Source organism: Pseudomonas sp. 02C 26 (assembly GCF_002843585.1).
GTDB classification, from domain to species: Bacteria; Pseudomonadota; Gammaproteobacteria; order Pseudomonadales; family Pseudomonadaceae; genus Aquipseudomonas; species Aquipseudomonas shirazensis.
Genome location: NZ_CP025262.1, coordinates 3,196,143 through 3,220,105 on the forward strand (window position 1 = coordinate 3,196,143; position 23,963 = coordinate 3,220,105).

General features: G+C 59.9%; 25 protein-coding genes, 2 tRNA genes and 1 pseudogene. 19 read left to right on the plus strand and 9 right to left on the minus strand.

Annotation, left to right across the window (positions count from 1 at the left end; genetic code table 11):
- Window positions 1–2 precede the first annotated feature (2 nt).
- From modA to csrA, 5 genes are all read left to right on the plus strand, one after another.
- Entirely contained in the window at window positions 3–758 is a 756-nt protein-coding gene (modA, locus tag CXQ80_RS14595; protein WP_101320687.1) for a molybdate ABC transporter substrate-binding protein, read from the plus strand.
- A complete protein-coding gene (gene modB / locus CXQ80_RS14600) occupies window positions 758–1,438 on the plus strand; it encodes a molybdate ABC transporter permease subunit (protein ID WP_101320689.1) in 681 nt (226 codons plus the stop codon). The genes modA and modB overlap by 1 nt, the downstream gene beginning before the upstream one ends.
- Before the next feature lies 1 nt (window position 1,439).
- Window positions 1,440–2,531, plus strand: coding sequence for a molybdenum ABC transporter ATP-binding protein (gene modC, locus CXQ80_RS14605; protein ID WP_101320691.1), 1,092 nt, complete (start codon window positions 1,440–1,442; stop codon window positions 2,529–2,531).
- Between the two features lie 58 nt (window positions 2,532–2,589).
- Complete coding sequence (locus CXQ80_RS14610) at window positions 2,590–3,606, plus strand: DNA topoisomerase IB (RefSeq protein WP_101320693.1); 1,017 nt, start codon at window positions 2,590–2,592, stop codon at window positions 3,604–3,606.
- Window positions 3,607–3,859: 253 nt separating this feature from the next.
- Window positions 3,860–4,060, plus strand: a complete 201-nt coding sequence (csrA, locus tag CXQ80_RS14615) for a carbon storage regulator CsrA (RefSeq protein ID WP_101320695.1) — start codon at window positions 3,860–3,862, stop codon at window positions 4,058–4,060.
- A gap of 72 nt (window positions 4,061–4,132) precedes the next feature.
- Here csrA and CXQ80_RS14620 read toward each other — a convergent pair whose 3' ends face one another.
- The 3 genes from CXQ80_RS14620 to CXQ80_RS14630 are packed head-to-tail and all read right to left on the minus strand — an operon-like array spanning window position 4,133 to window position 7,108.
- Window positions 4,133–4,486 carry a response regulator gene (locus CXQ80_RS14620; protein ID WP_101320697.1) on the minus strand — a complete coding sequence of 118 codons (354 nt, stop codon included), beginning with the start codon at window positions 4,484–4,486 and terminating at the stop codon, window positions 4,133–4,135.
- 10 nt (window positions 4,487–4,496) lie between these two features.
- The gene (locus tag CXQ80_RS14625) at window positions 4,497–5,942 is read right to left on the minus strand and encodes an ATPase domain-containing protein (protein ID WP_101320699.1); all 1,446 of its coding nucleotides are present in this window, start codon (window positions 5,940–5,942) and stop codon (window positions 4,497–4,499) included.
- A gap of 23 nt (window positions 5,943–5,965) precedes the next feature.
- Window positions 5,966–7,108: a nitrogen regulation protein NR(II) gene (locus CXQ80_RS14630; protein WP_101320701.1), complete on the minus strand. Its 1,143-nt coding sequence runs from the start codon at window positions 7,106–7,108 to the stop codon at window positions 5,966–5,968.
- A 335-nt stretch (window positions 7,109–7,443) separates the two neighbouring features.
- Between CXQ80_RS14630 and CXQ80_RS14635 the strand changes: the two genes are divergently transcribed.
- Window positions 7,444–7,528: transfer RNA gene (locus tag CXQ80_RS14635), tRNA-Leu, on the plus strand.
- Between the two features lie 104 nt (window positions 7,529–7,632).
- On the plus strand, window positions 7,633–8,046 hold the full coding sequence (locus CXQ80_RS14640; RefSeq protein WP_101320703.1) for a DoxX family protein: 414 nt from the start codon (window positions 7,633–7,635) through the stop codon (window positions 8,044–8,046).
- A 37-nt stretch (window positions 8,047–8,083) separates the two neighbouring features.
- Here the strand turns inward: CXQ80_RS14640 and CXQ80_RS14645 are convergent, their stop codons facing one another.
- Window positions 8,084–8,275 (minus strand): hypothetical protein, encoded by a 192-nt coding sequence (locus CXQ80_RS14645; RefSeq protein ID WP_101320705.1) that lies wholly within the window; start codon window positions 8,273–8,275, stop codon window positions 8,084–8,086.
- Window positions 8,276–8,629: 354 nt separating this feature from the next.
- The gene (locus CXQ80_RS24840; RefSeq protein ID WP_178080775.1) at window positions 8,630–8,797 is read right to left on the minus strand and encodes a hypothetical protein; all 168 of its coding nucleotides are present in this window, start codon (window positions 8,795–8,797) and stop codon (window positions 8,630–8,632) included.
- Window positions 8,798–9,020: 223 nt separating this feature from the next.
- On the opposite strand from CXQ80_RS24840, the gene CXQ80_RS14650 reads away from it, so the two are divergent.
- Window positions 9,021–9,275 carry a Pathogenicity locus gene (locus CXQ80_RS14650; RefSeq protein WP_101320707.1) on the plus strand — a complete coding sequence of 85 codons (255 nt, stop codon included), beginning with the start codon at window positions 9,021–9,023 and terminating at the stop codon, window positions 9,273–9,275.
- Window positions 9,276–9,426: 151 nt separating this feature from the next.
- Here the strand turns inward: CXQ80_RS14650 and CXQ80_RS25040 are convergent.
- A pseudogene (locus CXQ80_RS25040) lies at window positions 9,427–9,567 on the minus strand (chromate transporter); the annotation flags it as partial.
- Between the two features lie 239 nt (window positions 9,568–9,806).
- Between CXQ80_RS25040 and CXQ80_RS14660 the strand changes: the two are divergent.
- The 5 genes from CXQ80_RS14660 to CXQ80_RS14680 all read left to right on the plus strand — a co-directional run bounded on the left by CXQ80_RS14660 (window position 9,807) and on the right by CXQ80_RS14680 (window position 15,778).
- Complete coding sequence (locus CXQ80_RS14660) at window positions 9,807–10,613, plus strand: shikimate dehydrogenase (protein ID WP_101320709.1); 807 nt, start codon at window positions 9,807–9,809, stop codon at window positions 10,611–10,613.
- A 105-nt stretch (window positions 10,614–10,718) separates the two neighbouring features.
- On the plus strand, window positions 10,719–11,528 hold the full coding sequence (locus CXQ80_RS14665) for an IclR family transcriptional regulator (protein ID WP_101320711.1): 810 nt from the start codon (window positions 10,719–10,721) through the stop codon (window positions 11,526–11,528).
- 250 nt (window positions 11,529–11,778) lie between these two features.
- The gene (locus CXQ80_RS14670; protein WP_101320714.1) at window positions 11,779–13,122 is read left to right on the plus strand and encodes an aromatic acid/H+ symport family MFS transporter; all 1,344 of its coding nucleotides are present in this window, start codon (window positions 11,779–11,781) and stop codon (window positions 13,120–13,122) included.
- A 23-nt stretch (window positions 13,123–13,145) separates the two neighbouring features.
- Window positions 13,146–13,955 carry a sugar phosphate isomerase/epimerase gene (locus CXQ80_RS14675; RefSeq protein ID WP_101320716.1) on the plus strand — a complete coding sequence of 270 codons (810 nt, stop codon included), beginning with the start codon at window positions 13,146–13,148 and terminating at the stop codon, window positions 13,953–13,955.
- 113 nt (window positions 13,956–14,068) lie between these two features.
- A complete protein-coding gene (locus tag CXQ80_RS14680) occupies window positions 14,069–15,778 on the plus strand; it encodes an FAD-dependent oxidoreductase (protein WP_101320718.1) in 1,710 nt (569 codons plus the stop codon).
- Between the two features lie 69 nt (window positions 15,779–15,847).
- Here the strand turns inward: CXQ80_RS14680 and CXQ80_RS14685 are convergent, their stop codons facing one another.
- The gene (locus CXQ80_RS14685; RefSeq protein ID WP_101320721.1) at window positions 15,848–17,308 is read right to left on the minus strand and encodes an L-lactate permease; all 1,461 of its coding nucleotides are present in this window, start codon (window positions 17,306–17,308) and stop codon (window positions 15,848–15,850) included.
- 131 nt (window positions 17,309–17,439) lie between these two features.
- Between CXQ80_RS14685 and CXQ80_RS14690 the strand changes: the two genes are divergently transcribed.
- From CXQ80_RS14690 to CXQ80_RS14700, 3 genes are all read left to right on the plus strand, one after another.
- Window positions 17,440–17,928, plus strand: coding sequence for an Lrp/AsnC family transcriptional regulator (locus CXQ80_RS14690; RefSeq protein WP_101320723.1), 489 nt, complete (start codon window positions 17,440–17,442; stop codon window positions 17,926–17,928).
- A gap of 180 nt (window positions 17,929–18,108) precedes the next feature.
- Window positions 18,109–19,527 (plus strand): ATPase domain-containing protein, encoded by a 1,419-nt coding sequence (locus tag CXQ80_RS14695; RefSeq protein WP_101320725.1) that lies wholly within the window; start codon window positions 18,109–18,111, stop codon window positions 19,525–19,527.
- Between the two features lie 44 nt (window positions 19,528–19,571).
- Window positions 19,572–19,934 carry a response regulator gene (locus CXQ80_RS14700; protein WP_101320727.1) on the plus strand — a complete coding sequence of 121 codons (363 nt, stop codon included), beginning with the start codon at window positions 19,572–19,574 and terminating at the stop codon, window positions 19,932–19,934.
- 202 nt (window positions 19,935–20,136) lie between these two features.
- On the opposite strand, the gene CXQ80_RS14705 is transcribed toward CXQ80_RS14700, so the two are convergent.
- Window positions 20,137–20,210 (minus strand) — tRNA-Cys (locus CXQ80_RS14705).
- Between the two features lie 153 nt (window positions 20,211–20,363).
- Window positions 20,364–21,383, minus strand: coding sequence for a protease SohB (sohB, locus tag CXQ80_RS14710; RefSeq protein ID WP_101323058.1), 1,020 nt, complete (start codon window positions 21,381–21,383; stop codon window positions 20,364–20,366).
- 197 nt (window positions 21,384–21,580) lie between these two features.
- Here sohB and CXQ80_RS14715 point away from each other — a divergent pair, with 197 nt between their 5' ends.
- From CXQ80_RS14715 to CXQ80_RS14725, 3 genes are all read left to right on the plus strand, one after another.
- The gene (locus CXQ80_RS14715) at window positions 21,581–22,291 is read left to right on the plus strand and encodes a histidine phosphatase family protein (protein ID WP_101320729.1); all 711 of its coding nucleotides are present in this window, start codon (window positions 21,581–21,583) and stop codon (window positions 22,289–22,291) included.
- Between the two features lie 54 nt (window positions 22,292–22,345).
- Window positions 22,346–22,663, plus strand: coding sequence for an SCP2 sterol-binding domain-containing protein (locus tag CXQ80_RS14720; protein WP_101320731.1), 318 nt, complete (start codon window positions 22,346–22,348; stop codon window positions 22,661–22,663).
- 217 nt (window positions 22,664–22,880) lie between these two features.
- Window positions 22,881–23,948 (plus strand): phosphotransferase family protein, encoded by a 1,068-nt coding sequence (locus tag CXQ80_RS14725; protein ID WP_101320733.1) that lies wholly within the window; start codon window positions 22,881–22,883, stop codon window positions 23,946–23,948.
- The last annotated feature ends 15 nt before the right edge of the window (window positions 23,949–23,963 follow it).

The window sequence follows — 23,963 nt, forward strand, 5'->3', positions numbered from 1 at the left end:
TCATGCGTATGCGTTTGCCCTACCTGGCTGCAACGGCGGCCACCCTGCTCGCCTGCACCAATGCCTGGGCCGATGAAGTTCAAGTTGCCGTCGCAGCCAATTTCACCGCGCCGATCCAGGCGATTGCCAAAGACTTCGAGAAGGACACCGGACACAAGCTTATGGCCTCCTTCGGCGCGACGGGCCAGTTCTATGCGCAGATCAACAACGGCGCACCTTTTGAAGTATTCCTGGCGGCCGATGACAGCACTCCGGCCAAGCTTGAGCAAGAAAAGCAGACCGTTGAAGGCTCGCGCTTCACCTACGCCATCGGCACCTTGGCACTCTGGTCTGCCAAGCCAGGCTACGTCGACGCGCAAGGCGAAGTGCTGAAAAAAAATGACTACAAGCACCTGTCAATCGCCAACCCCAAGACCGCTCCCTACGGCCTGGCAGCGACTCAGGTGCTGGCCAAGCTGAACCTGACTGAAGCCACCAAAGGCAAGCTCGTCGAAGGCCAGAACATCACCCAGGCGTTCCAGTTCGTTTCCACCGGCAACGCTGAGCTGGGCTTTGTCGCCCTGTCGCAGATCTACAAAGATGGCAAAGTCGAAAACGGCTCGGCCTGGATCGTCCCGTCCAGCCTGCATGACCCGATCCGCCAGGATGCGGTAATCCTCAACAAGGGCAAGGACAACCCCGCTGCCAAGGCGTTTATCGACTACCTCAAAGGCCCCAAGGCCACAGCCGTGATCAAATCCTATGGTTATCAGATCTGATGCCGCTTGATGCTGCAGACTTCGGAGCGATCTGGCTGACCTTCAAACTGGCCAGCCTGACTACTCTGATTCTGCTCGTCATAGGTACACCGATTGCCTGGTGGCTGGCGCGGACCCGCTCGTGGTTGCGCGGCCCGGTCGGCGCGGTGGTCGCTCTGCCATTGGTGCTGCCGCCGACGGTGATCGGCTTTTACCTGCTGATCGCCCTCGGCCCGCACGGCTGGCTGGGCCAAGCCACTCAGGCACTGGGCCTGGGCAGTGTGGTATTCAGCTTCACCGGCCTGGTAATTGGTTCGGTGGTGTACTCCATGCCGTTTGTGGTGCAACCCCTGCAAAACGCCTTCAGCGCGATTGGATCAAGGCCTTTGGAAGTCGCCGCCACGCTGCGTGCAAGCCCTTGGGACACTTTCATTCATGTCGTGCTGCCGCTGGCTCGGCCTGGGTTCGTCACCGCCAGCATCCTTGGCTTTGCCCACACCGTTGGCGAGTTCGGTGTGGTGTTGATGATCGGCGGCAATATCCCTGACAAGACCCGCGTGGTGTCGGTGCAGATCTTTGACCATGTCGAGTCGATGGCCTACGCACAAGCACACTGGCTGGCCGCAGCCATGCTGGTGTTCTCGTTCCTGGTGTTGCTCCTGCTGTACGCGGGGCGCCGTGGCAAGCCCGGCTGGAGTTGAGATGAGTGCTTCAATACTGGCGCGGCTGACCCTGGCGCGCGACGATTTCACCCTGGATGTCGACCTGCAACTGCCAGGTTCAGGGATCAGCGCCTTGTTCGGCCATTCCGGGTCGGGCAAGACATCGTGCCTGCGTTGCCTGGCGGGTCTGGAGCGTGCGGCGAGCGCCTACATCGAGGTCAACGGTGAAGTGTGGCAAGACAGTGCCAGCGGGTTTTTCCTCCCGCCACATCGGCGCCCGATCGGCTATGTATTCCAGGAAGCCAGCCTGTTTCCCCACCTGTCAGTGCGCGCCAACCTGGAGTTCGGCTGGCGCCGGGTGCCGGCGGCACAGCGCAAGGTCAGCCTTGAACAGGCGTGTGCGCTACTGGGCATCGGTCATTTGCTTGAGCGCCGTCCAGCCACCTTGTCTGGCGGCGAAGCGCAGCGGGTCGGCATCGCTCGCGCCCTGCTCAGCAGCCCGCGCTTGCTGCTGCTGGACGAGCCCCTGGCAGCGCTGGATGGACCACGCAAACGCGAGATTCTGCCGTATCTGGAGCACCTGCATGAAGAGCTGCAGATTCCACTGGTCTACGTCAGCCATGCCCAGGATGAAGTGGCGCGACTAGCCGACTACCTGGTGTTGCTGGAGCAGGGCAAGGTGCTTGCAAGCGGCCCCATCAGCGAGACACTGGCGCGGCTGGACCTGCCGTTGGCTCAGGGCGACGATGCCGGGGTGGTGCTGGAAGGGCTGGTGGTCGGCCATGATCCGCACTATCAATTGTTCGACCTGCGCTTGCCCGGCAATGATGCCCAACCGCTGCGTATCGCCCATCCTTCGCTGCAAGTTGGCAGCACGCACCGGCTGAAGATCCAGGCCCGCGATGTCAGCCTGGCCTTGGCGGCAGACAGCCAGTCGAGCATTCTCAACCGCTTGCCCGTGCGCGTGCGTGAGCTGCGCGCCGCCGATAACCCGGCCCATCTGCTGGTCAGTCTGGATGCGGCCGGCACCACGCTGTTGGCGCGCATCACCCGTTACTCCGCCGACCAGCTCGGCGTGCACCCGGGCCAGGCGCTATGGGCGCAAATCAAATCGGTCGCTGTTTTACTCTGAGCATCCACGCCAACGGCGTTGTCCATTGAGCAGACACCTGGTCGCTGGATGCCGCCCCATGCTCGATTGCCCGCTGCCCCGTTCCCTGCACTATGTCGACGACAGCCAGCCTGGCCTGAGCCGACGCCGATGGCGTGATCGCTTTATCTACCTGGACGCGGACGGTGAACGGGTGCGCGATGAGGTGACGCTTGCGCGCATCGCGGCGCTGGTCATCCCACCGGCCTACACCGACGTGTGGATCTGCGCCGACCCGCAGGGCCATCTGCAAGCCACCGGCCGCGACGCTCGCGGACGCAAACAATATCGCTATCACGCGCAATGGCGCGAAGTGCGCGATCAGCATAAATACGGACGCATGCTGGCCTTTGCTCAGGTGCTGCCCAAATTGCGCAAGCAGCTCGACGCCCACCTGCGCCGCCCAGGGCTGGGGCGGGAAAAGGTCATGGCGCTGGTGGTCAGCCTGCTCGACTCGACCCTGATCCGCGTCGGCAATCGCCAGTACATGCGCGACAACAACTCCTATGGATTGACCACTCTCAACTCCGATCATGTTGAGGTCAAGGGCAGTACCATTCGCTTCCAGTTCAGGGGCAAGCGCGGCGTGGAGCACAACGTTACCTTGCGCGACCGGCGGCTGGCCGGCTTGGTCAAACGCTGCATGGAACTGCCTGGGCAGACGTTATTCCAGTATCTGGATGACAACGGTGAGCGGCACAGCATCGGCTCGAGCGATATCAACCTGTTTCTGCAACAGCTGACCGGCGCTGACTTTACCGCCAAGGACTACCGCACCTGGGCCGGCAGCAGCCTGGCCCTGCATCTGTTACGGCCATTGGCCTGGGAGCCGGAAACCGAAGCCAAGCGCCAGGTCACGGCGATTGTGCGTCAGGTTGCCGCACGCTTGGGCAACACGCCGGCAGTGTGCCGGCGCTGCTACATCCACCCGGCAGTGCTTGAGCATTTCCAGCTGGGGCGCCTCGGTGCTCTGCCGCGAGCCCGCATTCGCCAGGGGCTTGAGCCCGAAGAAGTGACCTTGATGCACTTTTTGCGGGCGCTGCAGGAGTCCGATTGAGCGGGTCTATATGCACTATCAAGCAGAGAAATTTCCAATCTGCGCGTAAGCCCCCTATTCTTGCCCCCGAGCACCTCCGCCGGGGCACTTCAACCCGCAAAACCGGCACCTGCAGCTAGAGACATGAAACAGATTTTATTTACGGGGGAATTACTATCCTCCGAAAGCGTCTTTAATGAGAAGGAAGAGGGACACGCTCCCGCCGCAGCGGTAACTGACCGCACGGTTTTCGTTATTACCCAAGGAGAACTACATGCTGATACTCACCCGCAAGGTCGGCGAAAGCATCGTCATCGACGATAATATCAAAGTGACCATTCTGGGCGTCAAAGGGATGCAAGTGAGGATCGGCATCGATGCGCCAAAAGATGTTCAGGTTCATCGCGAGGAGATTTTCAAACGCATCCAGGCAGGCAGCCCCGCACCGGAAAAGCCCCACGACGAGCAACACTGAAACCTGCATCGCTTGAAGCCGCACGGATGCGCTTGACCGATCGGCCCGCCGATGCGGGATCTTGCCAGGCCCTCAGCCGCCCAGCAGCTCCCGCACTTTGGCTACCATTTCATTGGCATGAAATGGTTTCTGAAATACTGCACCGAACAAATTGCAATCTGCTTGCGCGGCTTGCGCGCCGCTCATCAAGATCAGCGGTAAATGTGCCAGCGCAGGATCCTCTCGAATCGCCTTGGCCAATTCCTGGCCATTCTTCTTCGGCATCATGTAATCGGTAATCACCAGATCAATAGGCTTCTGGCGTAGCAGATCCAACGCCTTCTCGCCATTGTTGGCCTTTTCCACCAGAAAACCCTCGTCCTCCAGGGCATAACCCAGGATCTCGGCAATCAGGTATTCGTCATCGACGATCAAAATGGTCTTCATCGCTGGACTGTCAGCCGCCCTCCGACTGAGTAGGCGTGCTGCTAAGCACTGCGCTGGCACCTTCGAAAGCCTTGCGCACAACCACCCCATTCGGTCCCATGCACAGCTCATGGAGCGCAGGGTCGTAGTCACTGTCGCGCACCTTGAGCAGTGACAGCATGCGCCGCAGCCGGCTATCGAGTTCGACGAATCGGGTCAGGATCAGGTTATCGACGATGCTCGACAGGTCGGGTGACGGCGCACTGACTTCGGCACCAAACAGATCACGCATTTCCCAGGTCATCAACATCGTCACATCGCGGGCACGCAGCTCGCCGATCAGGGCGCGGAAGAAGCCATTGATGCGTGCCGGATCGAATGCCAGCCGGCTGAATGCACCGAGGCTGTCGATCACCACGCGCTTGGCACCGAGGCTATCAACCTGTTTCAGCAAGCGCGCACCGACCTGATCGAGCAGGCCCTCGGTGGTTGGCTGCCAGCTCAACAGCAAAGCCCCTGAGCGCTCCAGCTCAGCGAAGTCGTAACCAAAGGCACTGGCCTTCTGGCGCAATCGGGTAGGCGATTCGTAGAAGCCAAAATGCACCGCCGGCTGCACAGGTGACGCAGCCGCTACGAATGCCAGGCCCAGAGAGGTTTTGCCGATCCCCGAAGGCCCCATTACCAATGTGGTCGAGCCGATACTGACGCCACCGCCAAGCATGTCGTCCAGCGCTTGCGAGCCGGTGCTGATAGATTCCATTGTCTCCGAGCCAGATTGGCTGGGATGACTGTAGAGCGCGTCCAGACGCGGGAACACCGTCAGCCCGGCGCTATCGATCTGGCACTCGTGCAAGCCAGACAACGCAGCGCTGCCGCGGGTCTTGCGCAGCTGAATAGTACGCACGGCACGGCTGCCAACCAACGTCTCGCCAAGGTCGATGACGCCATCGACCATGGTGTGCTCTGGGCTGCCCTCCTGCAGACGCGAACTGGTCAACAGCAGCACAGTGCAGCCCGCGAAGGCGGCATGCCCTTGCAGCTCGGAGATGAATTTTTTGGTGTCGAGCGTGGTTTCGGCACGTATGCGGGCATTGAGCAGGCCATCGACGATCAGCAGGCTGGCCTGCTGCCGGCCAATTTCCTGACGCATCAGCCGCACCACGGCATCCAGGCCCTCCTGTTCGAGGGTGTCGAACGCGCTGACAAACTGGATCTGATCGCCTACCAGCGTCGGGTCGAAGAACTCTAGCGTCGACAGGCACTGGAACAACCGCTCATGGGATTCGCTAAGCAAAGTGGCCACCAGCACCCGCCCGCCATTGCGCACGTGGCCAAACGCCAACTGGTTGGCGAGAATGGTCTTGCCGGCCCCAGGCGGGCCTTGAACGACGTAGGACGCGCCAGCGACCAGGCCGCCACGCAGTAAAGCATCCAGCCCTTCGATACCTGTCTCGACTCGCTTGAGTACTTCAACCATGGCCGCTGCCTGTCGGGTTCGCGTTAAGGGGGGCTCAGCACCGCCGGCAGGTACAGGCACATACTGGTGCCCTCCCCGACCTTGCTGGACACACAGATGGCACCATTGCTCTGCTTGGCAAACCCATACACCTGGCTAAGACCCAGCCCGGTGCCCTTGCCAAACGGCTTGGTGGTGAAAAACGGCTCGAAGATACGCGGCAGCACATCCGCCTCGATACCCACGCCGGAGTCTTGCACATTAAACCGCACGAACGGCCCGTGCAGGCCCTCGACCTCACCTGCCAGTTGCACGCAATCGACCTCGAGGCGAATCCGCCCCGCACCTTCGATCGCATCGCGCGCATTGAACAGCAGATTGAGCAGAACCATCTGCAATTGGCCAGGGTCGGCCTGGATCAACGGCAGCTCTGCCGCCAGCTGCTGCTCGAATTCGATGCTGCCGGGTAGCGCGTGCTCGATCAAACCACGGGTCGAGTCAATCAGTGCGAGCGGAGCAATGCTCGCCGAACTCAACTGGCGATGGCGGGCAAAACTGAGCAGTTGCTGAGTCAGTTGAGTGCCGCGCTGCCCTGCATCGATGATGTGTTCCAGCAGGCGCTGAACCCGCTGCGGATCCTGGCTGTTGCTGGCCATCCGCGCCGAGCTGAGGATAATCGTCAGCAGGTTGTTGAAGTCATGCGCCAGCCCGCCGGTCAACTGCCCCAGGGCTTCGAGCTTTTGCGCCTGGAACAACTGCGCGCGTACCGCGTCGAGCTGCAGCGCAGACTCGCGCCGGTCGGTGATATCGCGCGTAACCTTGGCCAAGCCGATGATCTGGCCCTGCTCATCACGCACCACGTCCAACGCAGCCAACGCCCAGAACTGCGTGCCATCCTGACGCACGCGCCAGCCTTCCTCCTGGGCAACGCCATGCTCCAGGGCCTTGCGCAGGATCTGCTCGGGGCGATCCAGGGCACAGTCTTCAGGCGTGAAAAACACGGAGAAATGCTGGCCGATGATCTCGGCGGCCTTATAGCCCTTGATACGCTCTGCTCCAGCGTTCCACGACACTACGTAGCCAGAGGGATCAAGCATATAGATAGCGTAATCAACCACCGACTGAACGAGCTGCTCGTAGCGGTTGGCGGTCATATCGGATTGGTCCGGGGGGTCGGTTGAAACCATGAAAACTCCACAGGCACCACAAGCTGAGGCATAAACATAATGTTGAGTCTACTCGCCCTTTACAGGCTAAGCGAAGCTCTTGACGAGTAGCCAGCTGACGGAGCCGCTTCAGGCTGGTGATTTCGCTCGCAGTGAGCAGCATGGTCGCTTGAAACGTCGTGAACAGCGGCTTGATGGCACTATCAATTGGTTTGAGTACAGCCCTCAGGGATCAGCCAGGAATGCCGGCATGGAGGGTGTTTTGTTGACGCATCTATAACGATGGGTTATAAAGCGCGCTTGATTGCAGAGCACCTGTATTACAGCGTGCCGGTCGCGCAGACCCTTTCAAGCGTGCGAGTGTGGTGGAATTGGTATACACAGCAGACTTAAAATCTGCCGGCGTGAGCCTTGCGGGTTCGAGTCCCGCCACTCGCACCACTTATTGCGTAAAGGGCGCCCCATGGGGCGCCTTTTGTTTGCGCGCAAGAATTGCCCGCAACTCCTGCTACAGTGAAATCATCCAACTTCACTGGTACCCCGCCATGCGCTATACCCTGTTCGCTGGTCAACGCGATGCCATCATCCTGCTCGCACGCATCCTGCTGATGATCCTGTTCGTGCTCTCGGGCTGGAGCAAACTGACAGGCTTTGAAGGCACCGTCAGCTACTTCACCTCGATAGGTGCACCTGCGCCGACACTGGCAGCAGCCATCGCAGTGATCATGGAGTTCTTCGTTGCAATCGTGCTGATTCTCGGGTTCTACACGCGACCATTGGCGATGCTGTTCGCGCTGTTCGTGGTCGGCACCGCGTTGATCGGCCACCCGTTCTGGAACATGGTCGAGCCTGAACGCAGCGCCAACATGACGCAGTTCTTCAAGAACATGAGCATTGTCGGTGGTCTGCTGCTGCTCGCTGTAACGGGCGCTGGCAGATTCTCGCTGGATCGGCGCTGAGTGCGTGCCCTCGGCTTGATCTGCGTGCTGGCGTGAGTCAGTCGTCTACGTCATCGTGCCAGGCAGGATGGTCGTATTCGTCGTCGCTATCATCGAGCGTGCTTTCGTCATCCTCGACCTCATCCAGCAAACCCTGGGCATCGGCCTCGGGCGCAAAGTCTTCATAGAGGAATTCGTGATCAAGCAGATGATCGTGTTCGGGTTCGTGGAGGTCGTGTTCGTCGCTCATGCCAGGCTCCTTGAATAGCTCGCCTGTATAAAGTGATCATCGGTGCAGGTCAACGGCTGAACTGTTAATCCCGACTTAACCAGGGCATTGCACCCTGCCTGAGCTCCCTTCAAGAATCCTTGCCTGCCTTACGGCGGGCTTTTTTTTGCCTGCAGATTACCTGAATGATCTTGCTACATCGTCTTCACGTTTTACTGACAAGCCCGGTCAGATACTACACAGGCTCCGTACGATCTTTAGACCCGCCCACCGTTGGCGGGTTTTCTTTGCCTGTGATTCGGCAATCGCGCAACTCGGCATCCAGCCAGCGCAGCGCAAACGCGCACGCGCCGAAGGACACCTGTTACAGCAGACTCACGGCGTCTTGGCAGCCTGAGCCTTGGTCCAGTGCACCTTGGGCGCGGCAGGGTTGAAACCGCTGACGCCTCTTGGCACTTCCTTGATCTCGCCGCCCTTGGACAAGAACTGCTCAATTTGCTCATTCAAGCGCAGTTGAGCGTGATGGGTCGCAGACTGGGACATGCTGATACCTCACTGATGAGCCACCCAGAGAGAGGACTCGCCCGCCACTATACACCGCAAAGCACGTAAGCAGGACTTTAAAGCCAGATAAAGAGAGATCCCTGCCAAATTTGCGCAGATATCAGCAAGATTACCGAGCGTAAAATTTCGCGCTATTGCCTCGGTTGAGGTGGCCTCGAATATGAGTGAAGCTTGGCGAAACTCACGGAGAGAGGATGTACCCATGCCGTTTTCAGCGGACGAACGCGCAGCCCTGCTGGCGCTCAAGGGCGTAGGCCCGACGGTTATCAGCAGGCTTGAGCAGATGGGCATCGAGTCACTGCAGATGTTGGGCGATTCGAGCGTCGACGACATTCTGGCGCAGGCTTCGGCAGCGCTGGGGTCAACTTGCTGGAAGAACAGCCCACAGGCGCGAGCGGCGATAACGGCGGCAGTGATGCTTGGCAAGCAGTCGAGCGTTAGCCTGTCACTGCGCTAGCGCGCTCATCTATCAAACCCACAGCATATGGACTGCCAAACCTGCACCGGCGCAAGCGAATAGAACCTGGATCACTATTAGCTTGAAGCAGAACAGAGCAATAGCGACAGCAACCGAGACTACCGCTGCAGGCCGGTCAAATGCACCGCTAAATCGAAATCTGCCCGGCGGGCCCACCAAAACTGATGAAGCCTAGCTTGAGCCAGAACAGGAACGCCTGGTAAAGGCCGACCGGCCGCACAACCGGCTTGGATGGGGGCTGCTTGTTCACCGCGCTGGCGCTCTCAACCACCTTGAGCTTGCTCGTCAGCCAAGGCGGTCAGTTGCGAAAGTCGAAATTGGCTCAAAAAAGCCGGACAATATCGGAATCAACTTATCAACTGGAATTCAATTCCATTTTCTATATCATAGCCCCTGACTCAATCGAGTGGCTCGGTCGCAGCAATGGGCTGACACCCTCGCGAGCCATACCCTGCTGCTTCGCTTAGGTGCGGGATACGCAGCCTGGGACAGACCACTAGGAGAGAATAGATGTCACAGTTGTTGATACCCAGCCCAACTGGCAAGACCCGGATTTTTGCGGTTATCGGTGATCCAGTGAAGCAGGTCAAGGCTCCAGAGCTTCTCAACAGAGTGTTCGCTGATGAAGCTGTAGACGCAGTGATGATCGCGGTGCATGCCAGGCCTGAGCAACTCGCGACCGTGATACGTGGCCTCCAGGCGATGGATAATTTTTCCGGCATGCTGATCACCATTCCGCACAAGTTTGCTGCTCGAGATTTCGCGGAGTCGGTGAGCGTTGCCGTGCAGGTTTCTGGCAGCACCAATGCAATGCGCCGCAACGAACAGGGCGGGTGGGAAGCGGATAACTTCGATGGCGCGGGATTTACCTTGAGCCTTCAGCGCAAAGGGTATGACCTGATCGGGAAACGCGTCGTACTGGCCGGTGGTGGGGGTGCGGGTAGTTCGATCGCTGTCGCATTATTGCAAGCAGAGGTGGGCCGATTGTATCTACAGGAACCGGATGCCCTGAAAGCCGATGCACTGCTCGCCAGACTAAACCAGCACTGGCCTGGCCGATGCGAGCTTGCTCAGCCACACCACCTTGAGGTGGCCGATATCGTTATCAACGCAACGCCGTTAGGCCTCTCGGAGGATGATCCACTTCCGCTAGAGCTTGCCGCCGTGCCTGCCGGGGCCTTGGTTGCAGATATCATCATGCAACCTGCAGAGACTCGTCTGTTACGCACTGCAAAGGCCGCCGGGCACCCCGTGCACGCTGGTAGCCACATGCTCAGTGAGCAATTAGGCTGCTACAGACATTTCTTCAGGATCTGAGCCAAAAAACCGGATGAATCGGCAATTCAACGTGGATAACATTTGTCCGGAGGTGGCTGCCACTATCCATGGGCCGCTGATCTATCGCAAATCTAAGGAAACAACATGAGCAATGCGCTTGAACGCGGCCTGCATGCCATCGAGTTGCTCGCCGGCAAAAGCTCCGGGCTGGCACTTCAACAAGTAGCGGAAGCCTTGGACATTCCGCCGAGCGCGACCCACCGCATGCTCAATTGCCTGGTCGAACAGGGTTTCGTGCGCCAAGAGCATCAGCACGGCAATTACGTGCTTGCCCTGAAGCTGGTCTCACTGGCGCTCAAGCATCTGTCCAAGAGCGACATGGTCGACCTAGCCCGGCCGATACTCGAGCGCCTGGCGCAAGCGTCCGGCGAGCTTGTGCGCTTGAGCATTGTAGATGGCGATAACCTGATCTGGATCTCCAAGGCCCAGGGCAGCCGCTCCGGTCTGCGCTACGATCCCGATGCGGGTGCCGAGGCAAAGCTCTGCTGCACGGCGTCTGGCCTGGCCTGGTTGAGCTGCCTCAGCAACGAGCGCGCGCTGGAGTTGGTCTACCGGCAAGGCCTGGCTAAACCGGGCGAATATGGCCCCAATGCGGCCACCACCATCGAACACCTGCTCGACAACCTGAAGATCGCCCGTGAGCAGGGCTATGCCAGCGTCGACGAGAGCTTTGAAATTGGCGCCGCCTCGATGGCTGCAGCAATTCGCGATTCGCAGCAGCAGGTCGTCGGCGTGATCAGTATCGCCGGCCCCAGCGTCCGCCTCCCTGCCGAGCGCATGCAAGCGCTGAAGGCAGCGTTGCTGGACGCCGTAGAAGAGATCACCGCGATCAACCTGGACAGCCTCCCAAAGCTGTCGCTGATGACCTCCCACATCAGCGAACACACCGCCTGATCGGCACCTCGCTTGACCGCGGCCTGGCTTACTGACCTGGCCGCCGCTCCCTAGCAATTGCTCGACAGCAGGCCCTTCACAGGCCGTGGATTGCCAGCGCCCAAAAACCAATTGGAATCCAATATGAATATGGAATGGATTTCCAATTATGATAATATCGGCTTACCGACCCTGGTAATGCCTTGGCGCCAACCTGCCAGCCCATCACCGGAAAAGGCATTTTCATAAAAACAAAAAGCAGGAGTTATCCATGGCGAACCCTCCAGATGTAGATGTGAGCACCTTCATGGATGCTCGAAAGATGAGCACCCGACAGTGGCTGGTGCTGTTCCTCGGTTTCATGGTGCTGGTGTTTGACGGCTTCGACACCACCGCGATCGGCTTCATTGCCCCGGCGCTGGTCGACGACTGGGGCGTGCTGCGCCAGGACCTCGGCCCGGTAATGATGAGCGGGCTGCTCGGGCTGGCATTCGGTTCGTTGACTGCCGGGCCATTGGCCGACCGCTTCGGCCGCAGGCCAGTCATCATCGGCTCGGTGCTGCTGTTCGGTTTCTGGAGCCTGGCCTCCGCCTGGTCGACCGGGATCACCAGCCTGACGATACTGCGCTTTCTGACCGGGGTTGGGCTGGGTGCCTCGATGCCCAATACGGCGACCCTGATCTCGGAATACGCCCCCAAGCGCTACCGCTCTCACATGGTCTCGTTCATCTACTGCGGCTTTGCTTTTGGTGCGGCGCTGGGTGGTTTGGGCAGTGAGTGGCTGATCGAAAACTTCGGCTGGCGGTCAGTGTTAGTGGCCGGCGGCGTGCTGCCGATTGCGTTCGCCCTTCTGCTGCTCTTGAGCCTTCCGGAGTCCATCCGCTTCCTGGCGCAGAACAGTGCCTTGAAGGACCGCCTGATCAAGGAAATCAACAAGGTTGCTCCGGGCCTGGCCAACGCCCAGACGCGTTTCCATAGCAGCGAAGCGGCGATCAAGGCGACAGGCAAGGTCAGTGCCCTCTTCGCGCCCGGTTTCACCCTGGGCACCTGCATGATCTGGGTCACTCTGTTCATGGGTCTGCTGACCATGTACCTGCTGTCGAGCTGGCTGCCGCTGCTCAGCCGCGATGCTGGTCTGAGCATGGGTCAGGCGGCGCTGCTGGGCTCGTTGCTGCAGATCGGCGGCATGCTGGGCAACTTCACCGTCGGCATGAAGATGGACCGCTGGGAACACCACAAGGTGGTCGGCGCCACGGTGTTCTGCGGCGGGGCCTGCGCAGTGCTGATCGCCTTGCAGCAGCCGACCATGCAGGTGCTCTGCCCGTTGATACTGCTACTGGGCTACTTTCTGAACGGCGTAAACGTCGGCGGCTACGCGCTGGCCGCCTCCTTCTACCCCACTCAGATCCGCGCCACCGGCGTTTGCTGGGCCACTGGCATTGGCCGGCTGGGCGCGATCAGCGGCGCCGGGATCGGTGCACTGATGCTGGCCTCGCAATGGAATTTCAGCCAGGTCTTCCTGTTCCTCGCCATCCCTTCCCTGATCGGGGTTACAGCGCTGTGGATCAAAAGTCGCAAGCGCGACGCGTCGGCAATCCCCGCTGCCATCAACTGAAGCCAACTGTAGGTAGACATGCCATGCAAGCCAGCTATTCCATTGCACAACTGACCGCGCTCGCGTTAACCCCGCCGGAAATGATCGAACTGGCTGCACGCACCGGCTATGACCAGGCTGGCGTGCGTTTGCTGCCGGTGGCGCCAGGGGCAGTCGCCTATTCCTTGATGGACGACAAACCGATGTTGCGCGAAACCCTCGCGCGCATCGACGACACCGGGGTCAAAGTCTTTGATCTGGAATTGATCCGCCTCGACGGGCAATTCGACGTGCAGCGTTATCTGCCGTTCCTCGAAGTCGGCGCGCAGCTCGGCGCCAAGGCCGTACTGGTGGCAGGCGACGACCCGGAACCCAACCGGCTGATCGAACACTATGCGCGGCTATGCGACGCCATGCAGCCCTTCGGCCTGTCGGCAGACCTGGAGTTCATGCCGTGGACGGCTGTCCGCGACCTGGCCAGTGCACTGCACATCGTTGAACAGGCCGACCGCGCCAACGGCGGCATCCTGGTCGACGCGCTGCATTTCGACCGTTCCGACAGTCGCTTCGAGGACTTGCAACGTATCCCCGCGCAATGGCTGAACTACGCGCAGATATGCGACGGCCCAGCGCTGCGACCGAACACCCGTGACGGCCTGATTCAAGCAGCGCGTGGCGAGCGTCTATTGCCGGGCGAGGGCGATATCGACCTGGCGAGGATCTGGCGCAGCCTCCCGGCTACGGTCCCGGTCAGCGTTGAAATCCCCCATGACCGCAGGGTTGCGCAAGTGGGCGTCGAAGCCTGGGCACGACAGGCGCTGGCCGCTGCCAAGGCAATTATCGAACCGCTCTGATCCGTTTGAGCACACCACAGCAGGCAACTGCTGAATGCTGCCGACACTTCACCTGCACAAGGGCGGGCTGCCAAACCGCCCATGAATTACCACGCCATGAAGGAGCAACCATAATGAGCACCATCGCCCCCCTCCCCTGGGACCAGGAAGTCGACCTGCTGGTATTCGGCGCAGGCGCTGCAGGCATGACCAGCGCATTGATGGCCAGCCACCACGGGCTGGACGTGCTGCTGTGTGAAAAGACCGCCGTGGTGGGCGGCATCAGCGCGACCTCAGGCGGCACCACCTGGGTACCCGGCACCCACCAAAGCCAACGCGCAGGTGTACCGGACAGCGCGGCAGAGGCCGCGACCTTCCTCAAGGCGGTGGTTGGCGAACGCGGCGGTGAAGCGTTGCGCGAAGCTTTCCTTGCCAGCGGGCCACAAGCGATTGATGAACTCGAGCGCATCAGCGAGGTTAAATTCGTTGCAGCCGCCGCTCATCCCGATTACGTCAGCGGCCCCGGTGCAGCGTTCGGTGGCCGCGCCCTGGCGCCCCTCGCGTTCGATGGCAGGCTGCTGGGCAAAGACTTCGCCCGCGTGCGCCCACCTCGGCGCGAGTTCATGGGTCTGGGCGGCATGATGGTGCCACGCGCCGATCTGGATGCGCTGCTTTCGCCCTTCGCTTCGATGCACCACCTGACTCGCACCCTGAGCACAGTCGGCCGCTATTGCATCGACCGCCTGAGCTACCCACGCGGCACCAATCTGGTGATGGGCAACGCCCTGGTCGCCAGGCTGTTCTACAGCTTGCGCCAGCGCAAGGTGGCGCTGCGCTTTGAAACCCCTTTGCACGAACTCATTGTGGAAAACGGTCACGTAATGGGCGCCGTGGTACTGCACAACGGCGAGGCCATGCGCATACGCGCGCGTCGTGGCGTGGTGCTGGCTACCGGGGGCCTGACGCGCCATCCAACCCTACGCAAACAGCTGTTCCCGAGCGCTGCCCAAGCCCTTTCACTGTCGCCCCTGACCCACACCGGCGACGGCATCGATCGCGCGCTGAAGGCCAATGCCCAGCTCGACGACGGCCACGACAGTCCAGGCCTGTGGATGCCCTGCTCGATCCGCACCGCGAAGGACGGCTACCAGGCCATATGGCCACACATCCTGCTCGACCGCGCCAAGCCTGGATTGATCGCCGTGAATGGCCAAGGCAAGCGCTTCGTCAACGAGTCGGACTCCTACCACGACTTCGTCATGGGCATGCTTAACGACGGCAGCGCCACTGCTCACCTGATCTGTGACCAGACCTTCCTGCAACGCTACGGCCTGGGCCTGGTCATGCCGCTGCGCAGCGCCATCAATATTGCCAGGTTCGTCAAAGCCGGCTACTTGATCAAAAGCAGCACCCTGGACGAACTTGCCAGCAAGCTCAAGGTTGATGCCGAGGGGCTGGCAAACACCGTCAGAACCTACAACGCCGCCGCTGCAAACGGTGACGACCCTGCATTCAACCGCGGTAGCAGCCACATGAACCGTCACAATGGCGACCCGCAGCAACTGCCCAACCCCTGCGTGCGCCCCCTGGGCGATGGGCCCTACTATGCCGTCACAGTGCAACCGGCCGATCTCGCCTGCAGCGCAGGCTTGAGTGGTAACGCCGATGGCCAGGTGCTGGACATGCAAGGCCAGGTGATCGAGGGGCTATACGCTTGCGGCAATGACCTTGCTTCAATCTTTCGCGGCACCTACCCTGGCCCAGGCACCACGCTGGGACCTGCGATCGTATTCGGCTGGCGAGTGGCGCGGCATGCTGCGCGAGTTGCTGATCGCCAGTGTTGAAGCTAGCGACCAGTGAGCGCCTGCTTCGGGTTCAGGCTGTGTGAAAAAGTGCCATCCTCCAACACCAGGCTAGCCAAGCCATCCACTCAGCATCGCGGCGCCCAACGCGACTAACGCGGTATTGAGGCAGACCAGCATGAAGCCGAACCTTATCAGTTCGCCTTCCTCCTTGGCCTGGGTTTTGGCAAGCCCCAGAATCAGCATGACAACCGATAGCGAGCCCAGCGCCGCATGCCCCGCCGAGCTGTTCTGGACGGCAGCCAGCAGTAGGCGGGAGGACTCGGGCAACATCGCGATGGCCGGCATGAAGATCGCATTGCCGCCAACATTCGACCCGGTCATGTAGCCAGACAACGCGCCAAACAGGGCAACCAACGACGTCGCGGCGGTGGGCGACAGCCCAGCCAGCAGTTGCATCAACCCCGCAAGGAAGCCGGCCTTAACCATCATCTGCGACATCGCGAGAAAGAAGAAAATAGTCAGCAATGGCCGCTTCGCCCGAGCCAACAGCGCAGCAGGCAAGTTAACGTCGTGTGCGGTCCAGGATTGTATGTTGCGCGCGTGAGCGCCTAGCACGATCAGCACCATGACCAACGCCAGGCCTGGTGAGGCGAGTGGCTTCCAGTTGACCTGGGCGCCCTGTACAACCCAGTGCTCCTGCCAGGAGGTGATCGCCCACAGCATCTTCAAGCCGACAATGCAGACAATCAGCACCAGATACGGCCATGCCTGACGCGGCCATTGCACCGGACCGCGCTCGCTGTCGTTGCGGCGCAGGCGCCACAGCCCAACAGAGAGTATCACTGCTGCCGTCACCAGGCCCGCAGCAACGCCGGCTATTTCCGGCCCCAGCCACCGACTTGCACTGTAAAGAACACCCACAAACAGCAGCCAGAAAACGCCCAACGCCCCCCATCCCCGCGAGTCACGAACGCCTGCAAGATAGAGCGCGAGTGCACTGAGGGCGAAGAAAACCGGGGCGCTGGTCAATGCCGAGGTCGATGCCAGCATGGATGCGTCCAGGTGAACCAACGAAGCACCAATGACAGATGCCAGGCCCAGCGTTCCCCAGGGCATGATGGCCATGCCGGCCAGTGCGATCCGTAACGCGACCCGACGCTCGAAGAGACTGAGCAGCAGGGGCACTGTAGCGATCAACGACACGCCGAAACCAGTCATCGCTTCGAGCAACGGTGCCAACCCAAGGACAATTAACACGACTTGATCGCCGCGCCCAAGCCCCAGTGACCGCACCCATTGGCTCAGCGCCAGATTGACGCCCATGCGCTCGATAAAAATCACGAAGAGCAGACCTGGGACGATCACGAAAGCGGTACTTGCAAACAGCACGGCGGTATCTTGAGCGGCGGCCACCATACTGCTCAGACGCCATGCGTCTGCCGCGCCGGCGAGCCAGAGCACAATGACTAACAGAGTGCCTGCAACGGCGGCGTGAACGGGCGGCCGGCGCAATACCACGAGCATGGCTGTAACCAACAGGACCGGGGAAAGATGGAACAGTGCGAGCATGCCAACAATATCCTGTGTGTGTTCCCGAATAGGCTGCGTACGCAGACTGCTGGCAAGATAATATTGCTCTTACCTAGATAAAGGGCCGCAGTTTTCTGGTAGTTTTCGAGAAAATTTCTCACGGATTTACAATGGCGAAAAACGACGCTGCACCTGAATCGTTGGACAAATTTGACCGTGCCATCCTGGACCTGGTCCAACGTGACAACACCATGCCACTGCGGCTTATGGCCGAGCAGGTCAATCTTTCCACGGCCGCCGTTCAGCGCCGCATCAAACGAATGGAAGACGGGGGAGTCATCACGGGCAACGTAGCCATCGTCGATCCCACCGCCGTAGGCCGGCCGATCACGATCATCGTGGAAGTGATGGCTGAGCGCACCAGCATCGAGGCGCTGGAGGCGATGAAGGCACACTTCGCGGTGCCCGAAGTTCAGCAGTGTTACTACGTCACCGGCGAAGTGGATTTCGTTCTGGTACTCACCGTTGCCAGCATGAAGGAATACCAGATTCTGGCGCGGCGACTGTTTGCTGAAAACTCCAACGTTACCTGGTTCAAGACAATCGTCGCGCTGGACCGGGTGAAAGTCGGACTTGATGTACCAAGCATGGCCGGGTAGAGGCTCATGCAAAAGCCTCTGGTGGCTCGCGCCATGGCACCAGACTTGCGGCCCAGGTCGCCAGCTCAACAAAAGCCACGACTGCTGCGCACTAGTCGGCAATAGCCCCTGAACGAATTTGGCGTTAGCATCACACCCTTAGTCGGCTTAACAGCCTGTTTTTCAGATCAGGGTCGCATCGTGGAAAAGCTCAAACGCCTCCAAAGTGGAATAGAAGGACTGGACGCTCTGCTCAAGGGCGGGCTGGTCGCAGGTGCCTCGTACATTATCCAAGGGCGCCCAGGTTCCGGCAAAACGATCCTGGCCAACCAACTTGGATTCCATCATGCGAACAATGGCGGCCGCGTTTTGGTTGCCACGCTGCTGGCCGAGTCACATGACCGTCTTTTTCAGTTTCTTTCCACACTGAGCTTTTTCGACTCATCCAGGATTGGCGAAGAAATTCAGTTCGTCAGCGCATTTGACACACTGGAAAACGAAGGCCTGGATGAGGTAGTGAAGCTGCTGCGTCGCGAGATCAGCCGTCGCAAAGCCACCGTACTGGTCGTCGATGGCCTGCTCAATGCGCGCTCCAAAGCCGACTCACACATCGACACCAAAAAATTCATTTCAGAGCTGCAGGGCCACGCTGCTTTTGCCGGTTGCACCGTGCTGTTTCTCACCAGTTCACGGCTGGACGACGGTAGCCCTGAGCACACCATGGTCGATGGCGTCATTGAAATAGGCGAAGAGCTGTTCGGCACCCGCTCGGTACGGCGCATTCAACTGCGTAAAACGCGCGGCAGTGCTGCGCTGGCAGGCCTTCACGAGTGTGAGATTACCGACAACGGGCTGGTGGTTTATCCTCGTCTGGAAAGCCTGTACAGCCACCCGTCCGCACCCGACAGTGCTGACATGACGCGCATTGGCAGTGGGATTGCCTCACTGGACACGATACTGGGAGGCGGCCTTTACAGTTCCAGCGTGTCTTTGGTCATGGGCCCTTCCGGCATCGGCAAAACGACGCTGGGCCTGAAGTTCTTGGCGGAGTCGACGGTGGACAGCCCAGGGCTGCATTTTGGCTTCTACGAAAGCCCGCAACGGCTACGGCTCAAGGGCGACTCACTGGGCATCGACATCAAAGGCATGGAAGACAGCGGCGCCCTGACCATCGCCTGGCAGCCAACAACCGAAGGTCTGCTGGACGGGCTCGGTGCTCGACTGCTGAGCATTGTCGAAGACAAAGGTATCAAGCGCGTGTTCGTCGACAGCCTTAGCGGCATGACCCGAGTCGCGACCAATCCGGCAAGGATTACTGACTTCCTCAGCGCGCTGATGAACGAGCTGCGCGCCCGAGGTGTCACGGTACTGGCAACGTGGGAAATGCGCGATCTGCTGGGCTCCGAGGTCAGCGCGCCCAACTCCGACCTGTCGAGCATCGTCGACAACCTGATGCTGATGCGCTTCGCCGAGAATGACTTTGAACTAAAGCGAACGCTGTCCGTTCTTAAAGTCCGAGACAGCGCTTATGATCCCTCCCGATTCGAGGTCGTCATCCAAGCCCAGGATGTTTTACTCAAAAAGGCTTCAAGACATGAACCATCAGTCCCAACTGAGTGATGTCCTGGTTCTATCTCTTAGGTTTTTGAGTGGATTAAAATAAAGTGACTACCATCTTGGTCGTCGACGACGAATATTTAATTGCTGACATTCTCAGCTTCGCGCTGGAGGATGAGGGGTTTTCCGTGGTAACGGCCAGCAATGGCCGAAAAGGACTCGATGCTCTGGACAGAGTCAAGCCTGCCTTGATCATCACCGACTTCATGATGCCGGCCATGGACGGCCTGGAATTCGCTACCGCCGTGCGAGCCCTGCCATCGCTACATCAAGTACCGATTATTCTGATAAGCGGCGCCCAGGCACATATCGGTATGCAGCGACCGGATTTATTTGACGCGGTATTGCCTAAGCCCTTCAATATCGACGCAATTATCGCCGAGGTCAGAAAACTGCTGCATTCAGCGTAGCCGTGCCCGCGCGGCTAACACTGACTGCAGCGGCTACAGCCGAGTCATCGCCCGAGCCCGCTCGGTTGCGCAGCTGCCCCATCGGTGATTTCTGCCTGTTCGGCACCCACCAATAAACATTGGACTTCAGCTGCTTCACTCCATACTTTTCCGGCCCACAAAGAAAAACCCCGCAGACGTTAATCTGCGGGGCTTTCAAATATGGAGGCCGAGGTCGGAATCGAACCGGCGTAGACGGATTTGCAATCCGGAGCATAACCACTTTGCTACTCGGCCTCAAAGGTTGGATCTAGCGGCTTGCGCCCTGCTATCTCCTTGAAACTTCAGCGCTTTTTCAAGCTTGCTGCGCTTCAATGGACGCCATTATGTCTGCATTCGCTTGGCCTTGCAACCCCAATCTCAGAAAAAATCTTCAAGGGGTTCAAGGTGTTAGCGTAAGCGGCCGAGCTTGCTCCACAGCCCCACCAAGGTGTTCTCAACCGCGCCGCTGGCGGCCACACCAATGCGCTCCTGCAAGCTTTTGCGTTCGGCAAAGCGCAGGTGGTAAAGGTTGGCTTCACGGGCGCGGTCACTGAGGTATTCGTCGCTGGTGCGCAGCTCATCAACCAGCTGCATGTTCAGCGCCGCAACACCCAGCCAGACCTCGCCGGTGGCCACTTCGTCCATGTGCAGCTGCGGGCGGTAACGACCAACAAAGTCCTTGAACAGCTGATGGGTGACGTCGAGGTCTTCCTGGAACTTCTCGCGGCCCTTCTCGGTGTTCTCGCCAAATACGGTCAGCGTGCGTTTGTACTCACCGGCGGTCAGCACTTCAAAATCGATGTCGTGCTTTTTGAGCAGGCGATTGACGTTTGGCAACTGAGCGACCACGCCGATCGAGCCAAGGATGGCAAACGGTGCGCTGACGATCTTGTCGCCGATGCAGGCCATCATGTAACCGCCGCTGGCAGCAACCTTGTCGATGCACACGGTGAGAGGGATACCGGCCTGACGGATGCGCGCCAGTTGCGACGAGGCCAGACCATAACTGTGCACCAGTCCACCGCCGCTCTCGAGCCGCAGCACGACTTCATCACGCGGGGTGGCGAGGGTCAGCAGTGCGGTAATTTCGTTACGCAAACTTTCGGTGGCAGAGGCTTTGATGTCGCCATCGAAATCAAGAACGAAGACCCGCGCCTTGTCCTCGCCCTTGGCTTTCTTCTGCTGCTTGTCGGCCTTGGCCTGCTGCTTGCGCAGGGCCTTGAGTTGAGCCTTGTCGAACAGGCCCGCCTCGAGCCGCTCACGCAGCGCCTTGTAGAAGTCGTTGAGACGGGTGACCTGCAACTGCCCGCCGGGCTTGCCGCGGCCTTTGCCGCGCAGGCCGGCAATAGCCGAAAGCACCACCAGAAAAGCAATCACCAGGGTGGCGGTTTTGGCGAGAAAGCTTGCGTATTCTGCAAGAAACTCCACGTTGACTCCTTTATAAATCAGCACCTGCACGGTGCGAAACTGCTGCCAGCATACCGGGGCGTACCGGGCACTGCCAGCAGGCGAAAACGCTGGCAACATCTTTCAAACAAGCTTTTCAAACGCTTGTATGTTTTTTCGTTGACAGCCACTCTGGCGCATCCTAACCTCCCAGCAACTTCACTCGGCCGGATATCGATGTGGGCAACCTCTACCTGATCCGACATGGCCAAGCCTCGTTTGGTGCCGCCGACTACGACGTACTGTCGCCGGTCGGCGTGCGTCAGAGCCAGGCCTTGGGCAGCCATCTGGCTAACCTCGGCTTGCGCCTGGATCGTTGCATCGCCGGCGACCTGCGCCGGCAACAGGACACCGCCCTGCTCGCGCTCGAAGCCATGAGCACCCTGGGCTGCGCGGTGCCGGCGCTGGAGACCGATGCCGGCTTCAATGAATTCGACGCCGATGGGGTGATCCGCACACTGCTGCCGGCGCTGCTGCCAGAGGAGCCGCGGGCGCTGCATGTGCTCAGCAACGCTGCGCAAAACCGCAGCGAGTTTCAGCGCCTGTTTGCCTTGATGGTGCAGCGCTGGCACGACGGCCAGCATCCGGCCGATGGGCTGGAGAGCTGGGAGGCTTTTACCGGCCGCCTGCGCAGTGCCCTGCAGCGGGTGTTGGACGCCGCCGACAGCGGCGACAACGTGGCTGTTTTCACCTCGGGCGGCAGCATCGCCGCCCTGCTCCACCTGATTACCGGCATCACCCCCAGCCAGGCGTTTGCGCTGAACTGGCAGATTATCAACACGTCGTTCAGCCAGCTGAAGTTTCGCGGCCATGACGTGGCACTGGCTTCCTTCAACTGTCAGGCCCATGTGCAGCTGTTGAAGGCGCCGGAGCTCATCACCTATAGGTGAGCCCGGCCTGTTGTGTCCCTGCGGACGCGAATTTCACTTAACAAGGAATACACCATGAGCGATGTAGCTAAAGCCGTCGAAGCGATGAAAGCCAAGTTCAATCCCGCTGCTGCTGAAGGCCTGGACCTGGTGTTCGGCTTCAACATCACCGACGAAGACAAGCAGTACGCGCTGGTCGTCAAAGACGGCACCTGCGACATCCAGGAAGGTGAAAACCCAGACGCCAACTGCACCCTGGTGCTGGACAGCGAGACCCTCAAAGGCATCGTCAGCGGCGAAACCGATGGCATGCAAGCGTTCATGGGCGGCAAGCTGCGCGTTGAAGGCGACATGATGCTGTCGATGAAGCTCAGCGAGCTGTTCCCTGCCTGAATGGCGACGACGACTGTCTGAAAGAAACCGAAGCCGGCACCGGCTTCGGTTTTTTTTTGCCTGCTACGGCGCTCATCGCCCAGTGTAGGTAACGCGCATCAAGCGTACTGATCAAGCGCCAACACGCCTGCCTATATGGCGACTGGCACGCTTGTTCCATTACAGCAGGCCGATTAGATTAGCCAATAATCCTCGATACCGAGAATAAGGATCACGCATGACGCTGACTGACCAGTCCACCCAGGTACGCCCCGGCGAAGAACTCGATGCCAGCGTCATCGATCCCTATCTCAAAGCTCATCTGCCTGGCCTGGAAGGCGTGCCGCTGATCAGTCAGTTCCCGGGCGGCGCCTCCAATCTGACCTACCTGGTCAGCTACCCACAGCGTGAGTTCGTGTTGCGGCGTCCGCCCTTTGGCGCCAAAGCCAAGTCAGCGCACGACATGGCCCGTGAGTTTCGTATCCTCAATCAGCTCAACAGCGGTTTTCCTTACTGCCCCAAGGCGTACCTGCACTGCACCGACGAAAGCCTGATCGGCAGCGAGTTCTACCTGATGGAGCGGGTCGAAGGGATCATCCTGCGCTCGGACATCCCGCTGGAGCTGGGCCTCGATGCCCAGCGCACCGAAGCCCTGTGCAAAAGCTTCATCGACCGTTTGGTGCAATTGCATCAAGTCGATTACCGCGCCTGCGGCCTGGCTGACCTGGGCAAACCCGAGGGTTACGTGCAGCGCCAGATCGAGGGCTGGATCAGCCGCTATGAGCAGGCCGCCACCCCGGATGCACCGCGCTGGCAGCAGGTCATCGACTGGCTGCGGGCAAAGATGCCAGCCGACCACCCGCGCTCAGCCATCGTGCACAACGACTACCGCTTCGACAACGTCATCCTCGACGCAGCCAACCCGATGCAGATCATCGGCGTTCTGGACTGGGAGATGACCACCCTCGGTGACCCGTTGATGGACCTGGGCAACAGCCTGGCTTACTGGATCGAGGCCGACGACCCCGCCCCCGTGCAACTGATGCGGCGCCAGCCAAGCAACGCTCCGGGCATGCTCAGCCGGGCGCAGTTCGTTGCCTACTACGCCGAGCGCGCCGGCATCCGCATCGACAACTTCGACTTCTACTATTGTTATGGACTGTTCCGCCTCGCAGGGATCGTCCAGCAGATCTATTACCGCTTCCACCACGGCCAGACGCAGGACAAACGCTTCGCGCAGTTCATTCACATGAACCGCCTGCTTGAGCAGATGGCGCTGCAAGTGATCGGCAAGTCCGCACTTTGACCACACACAACAAGG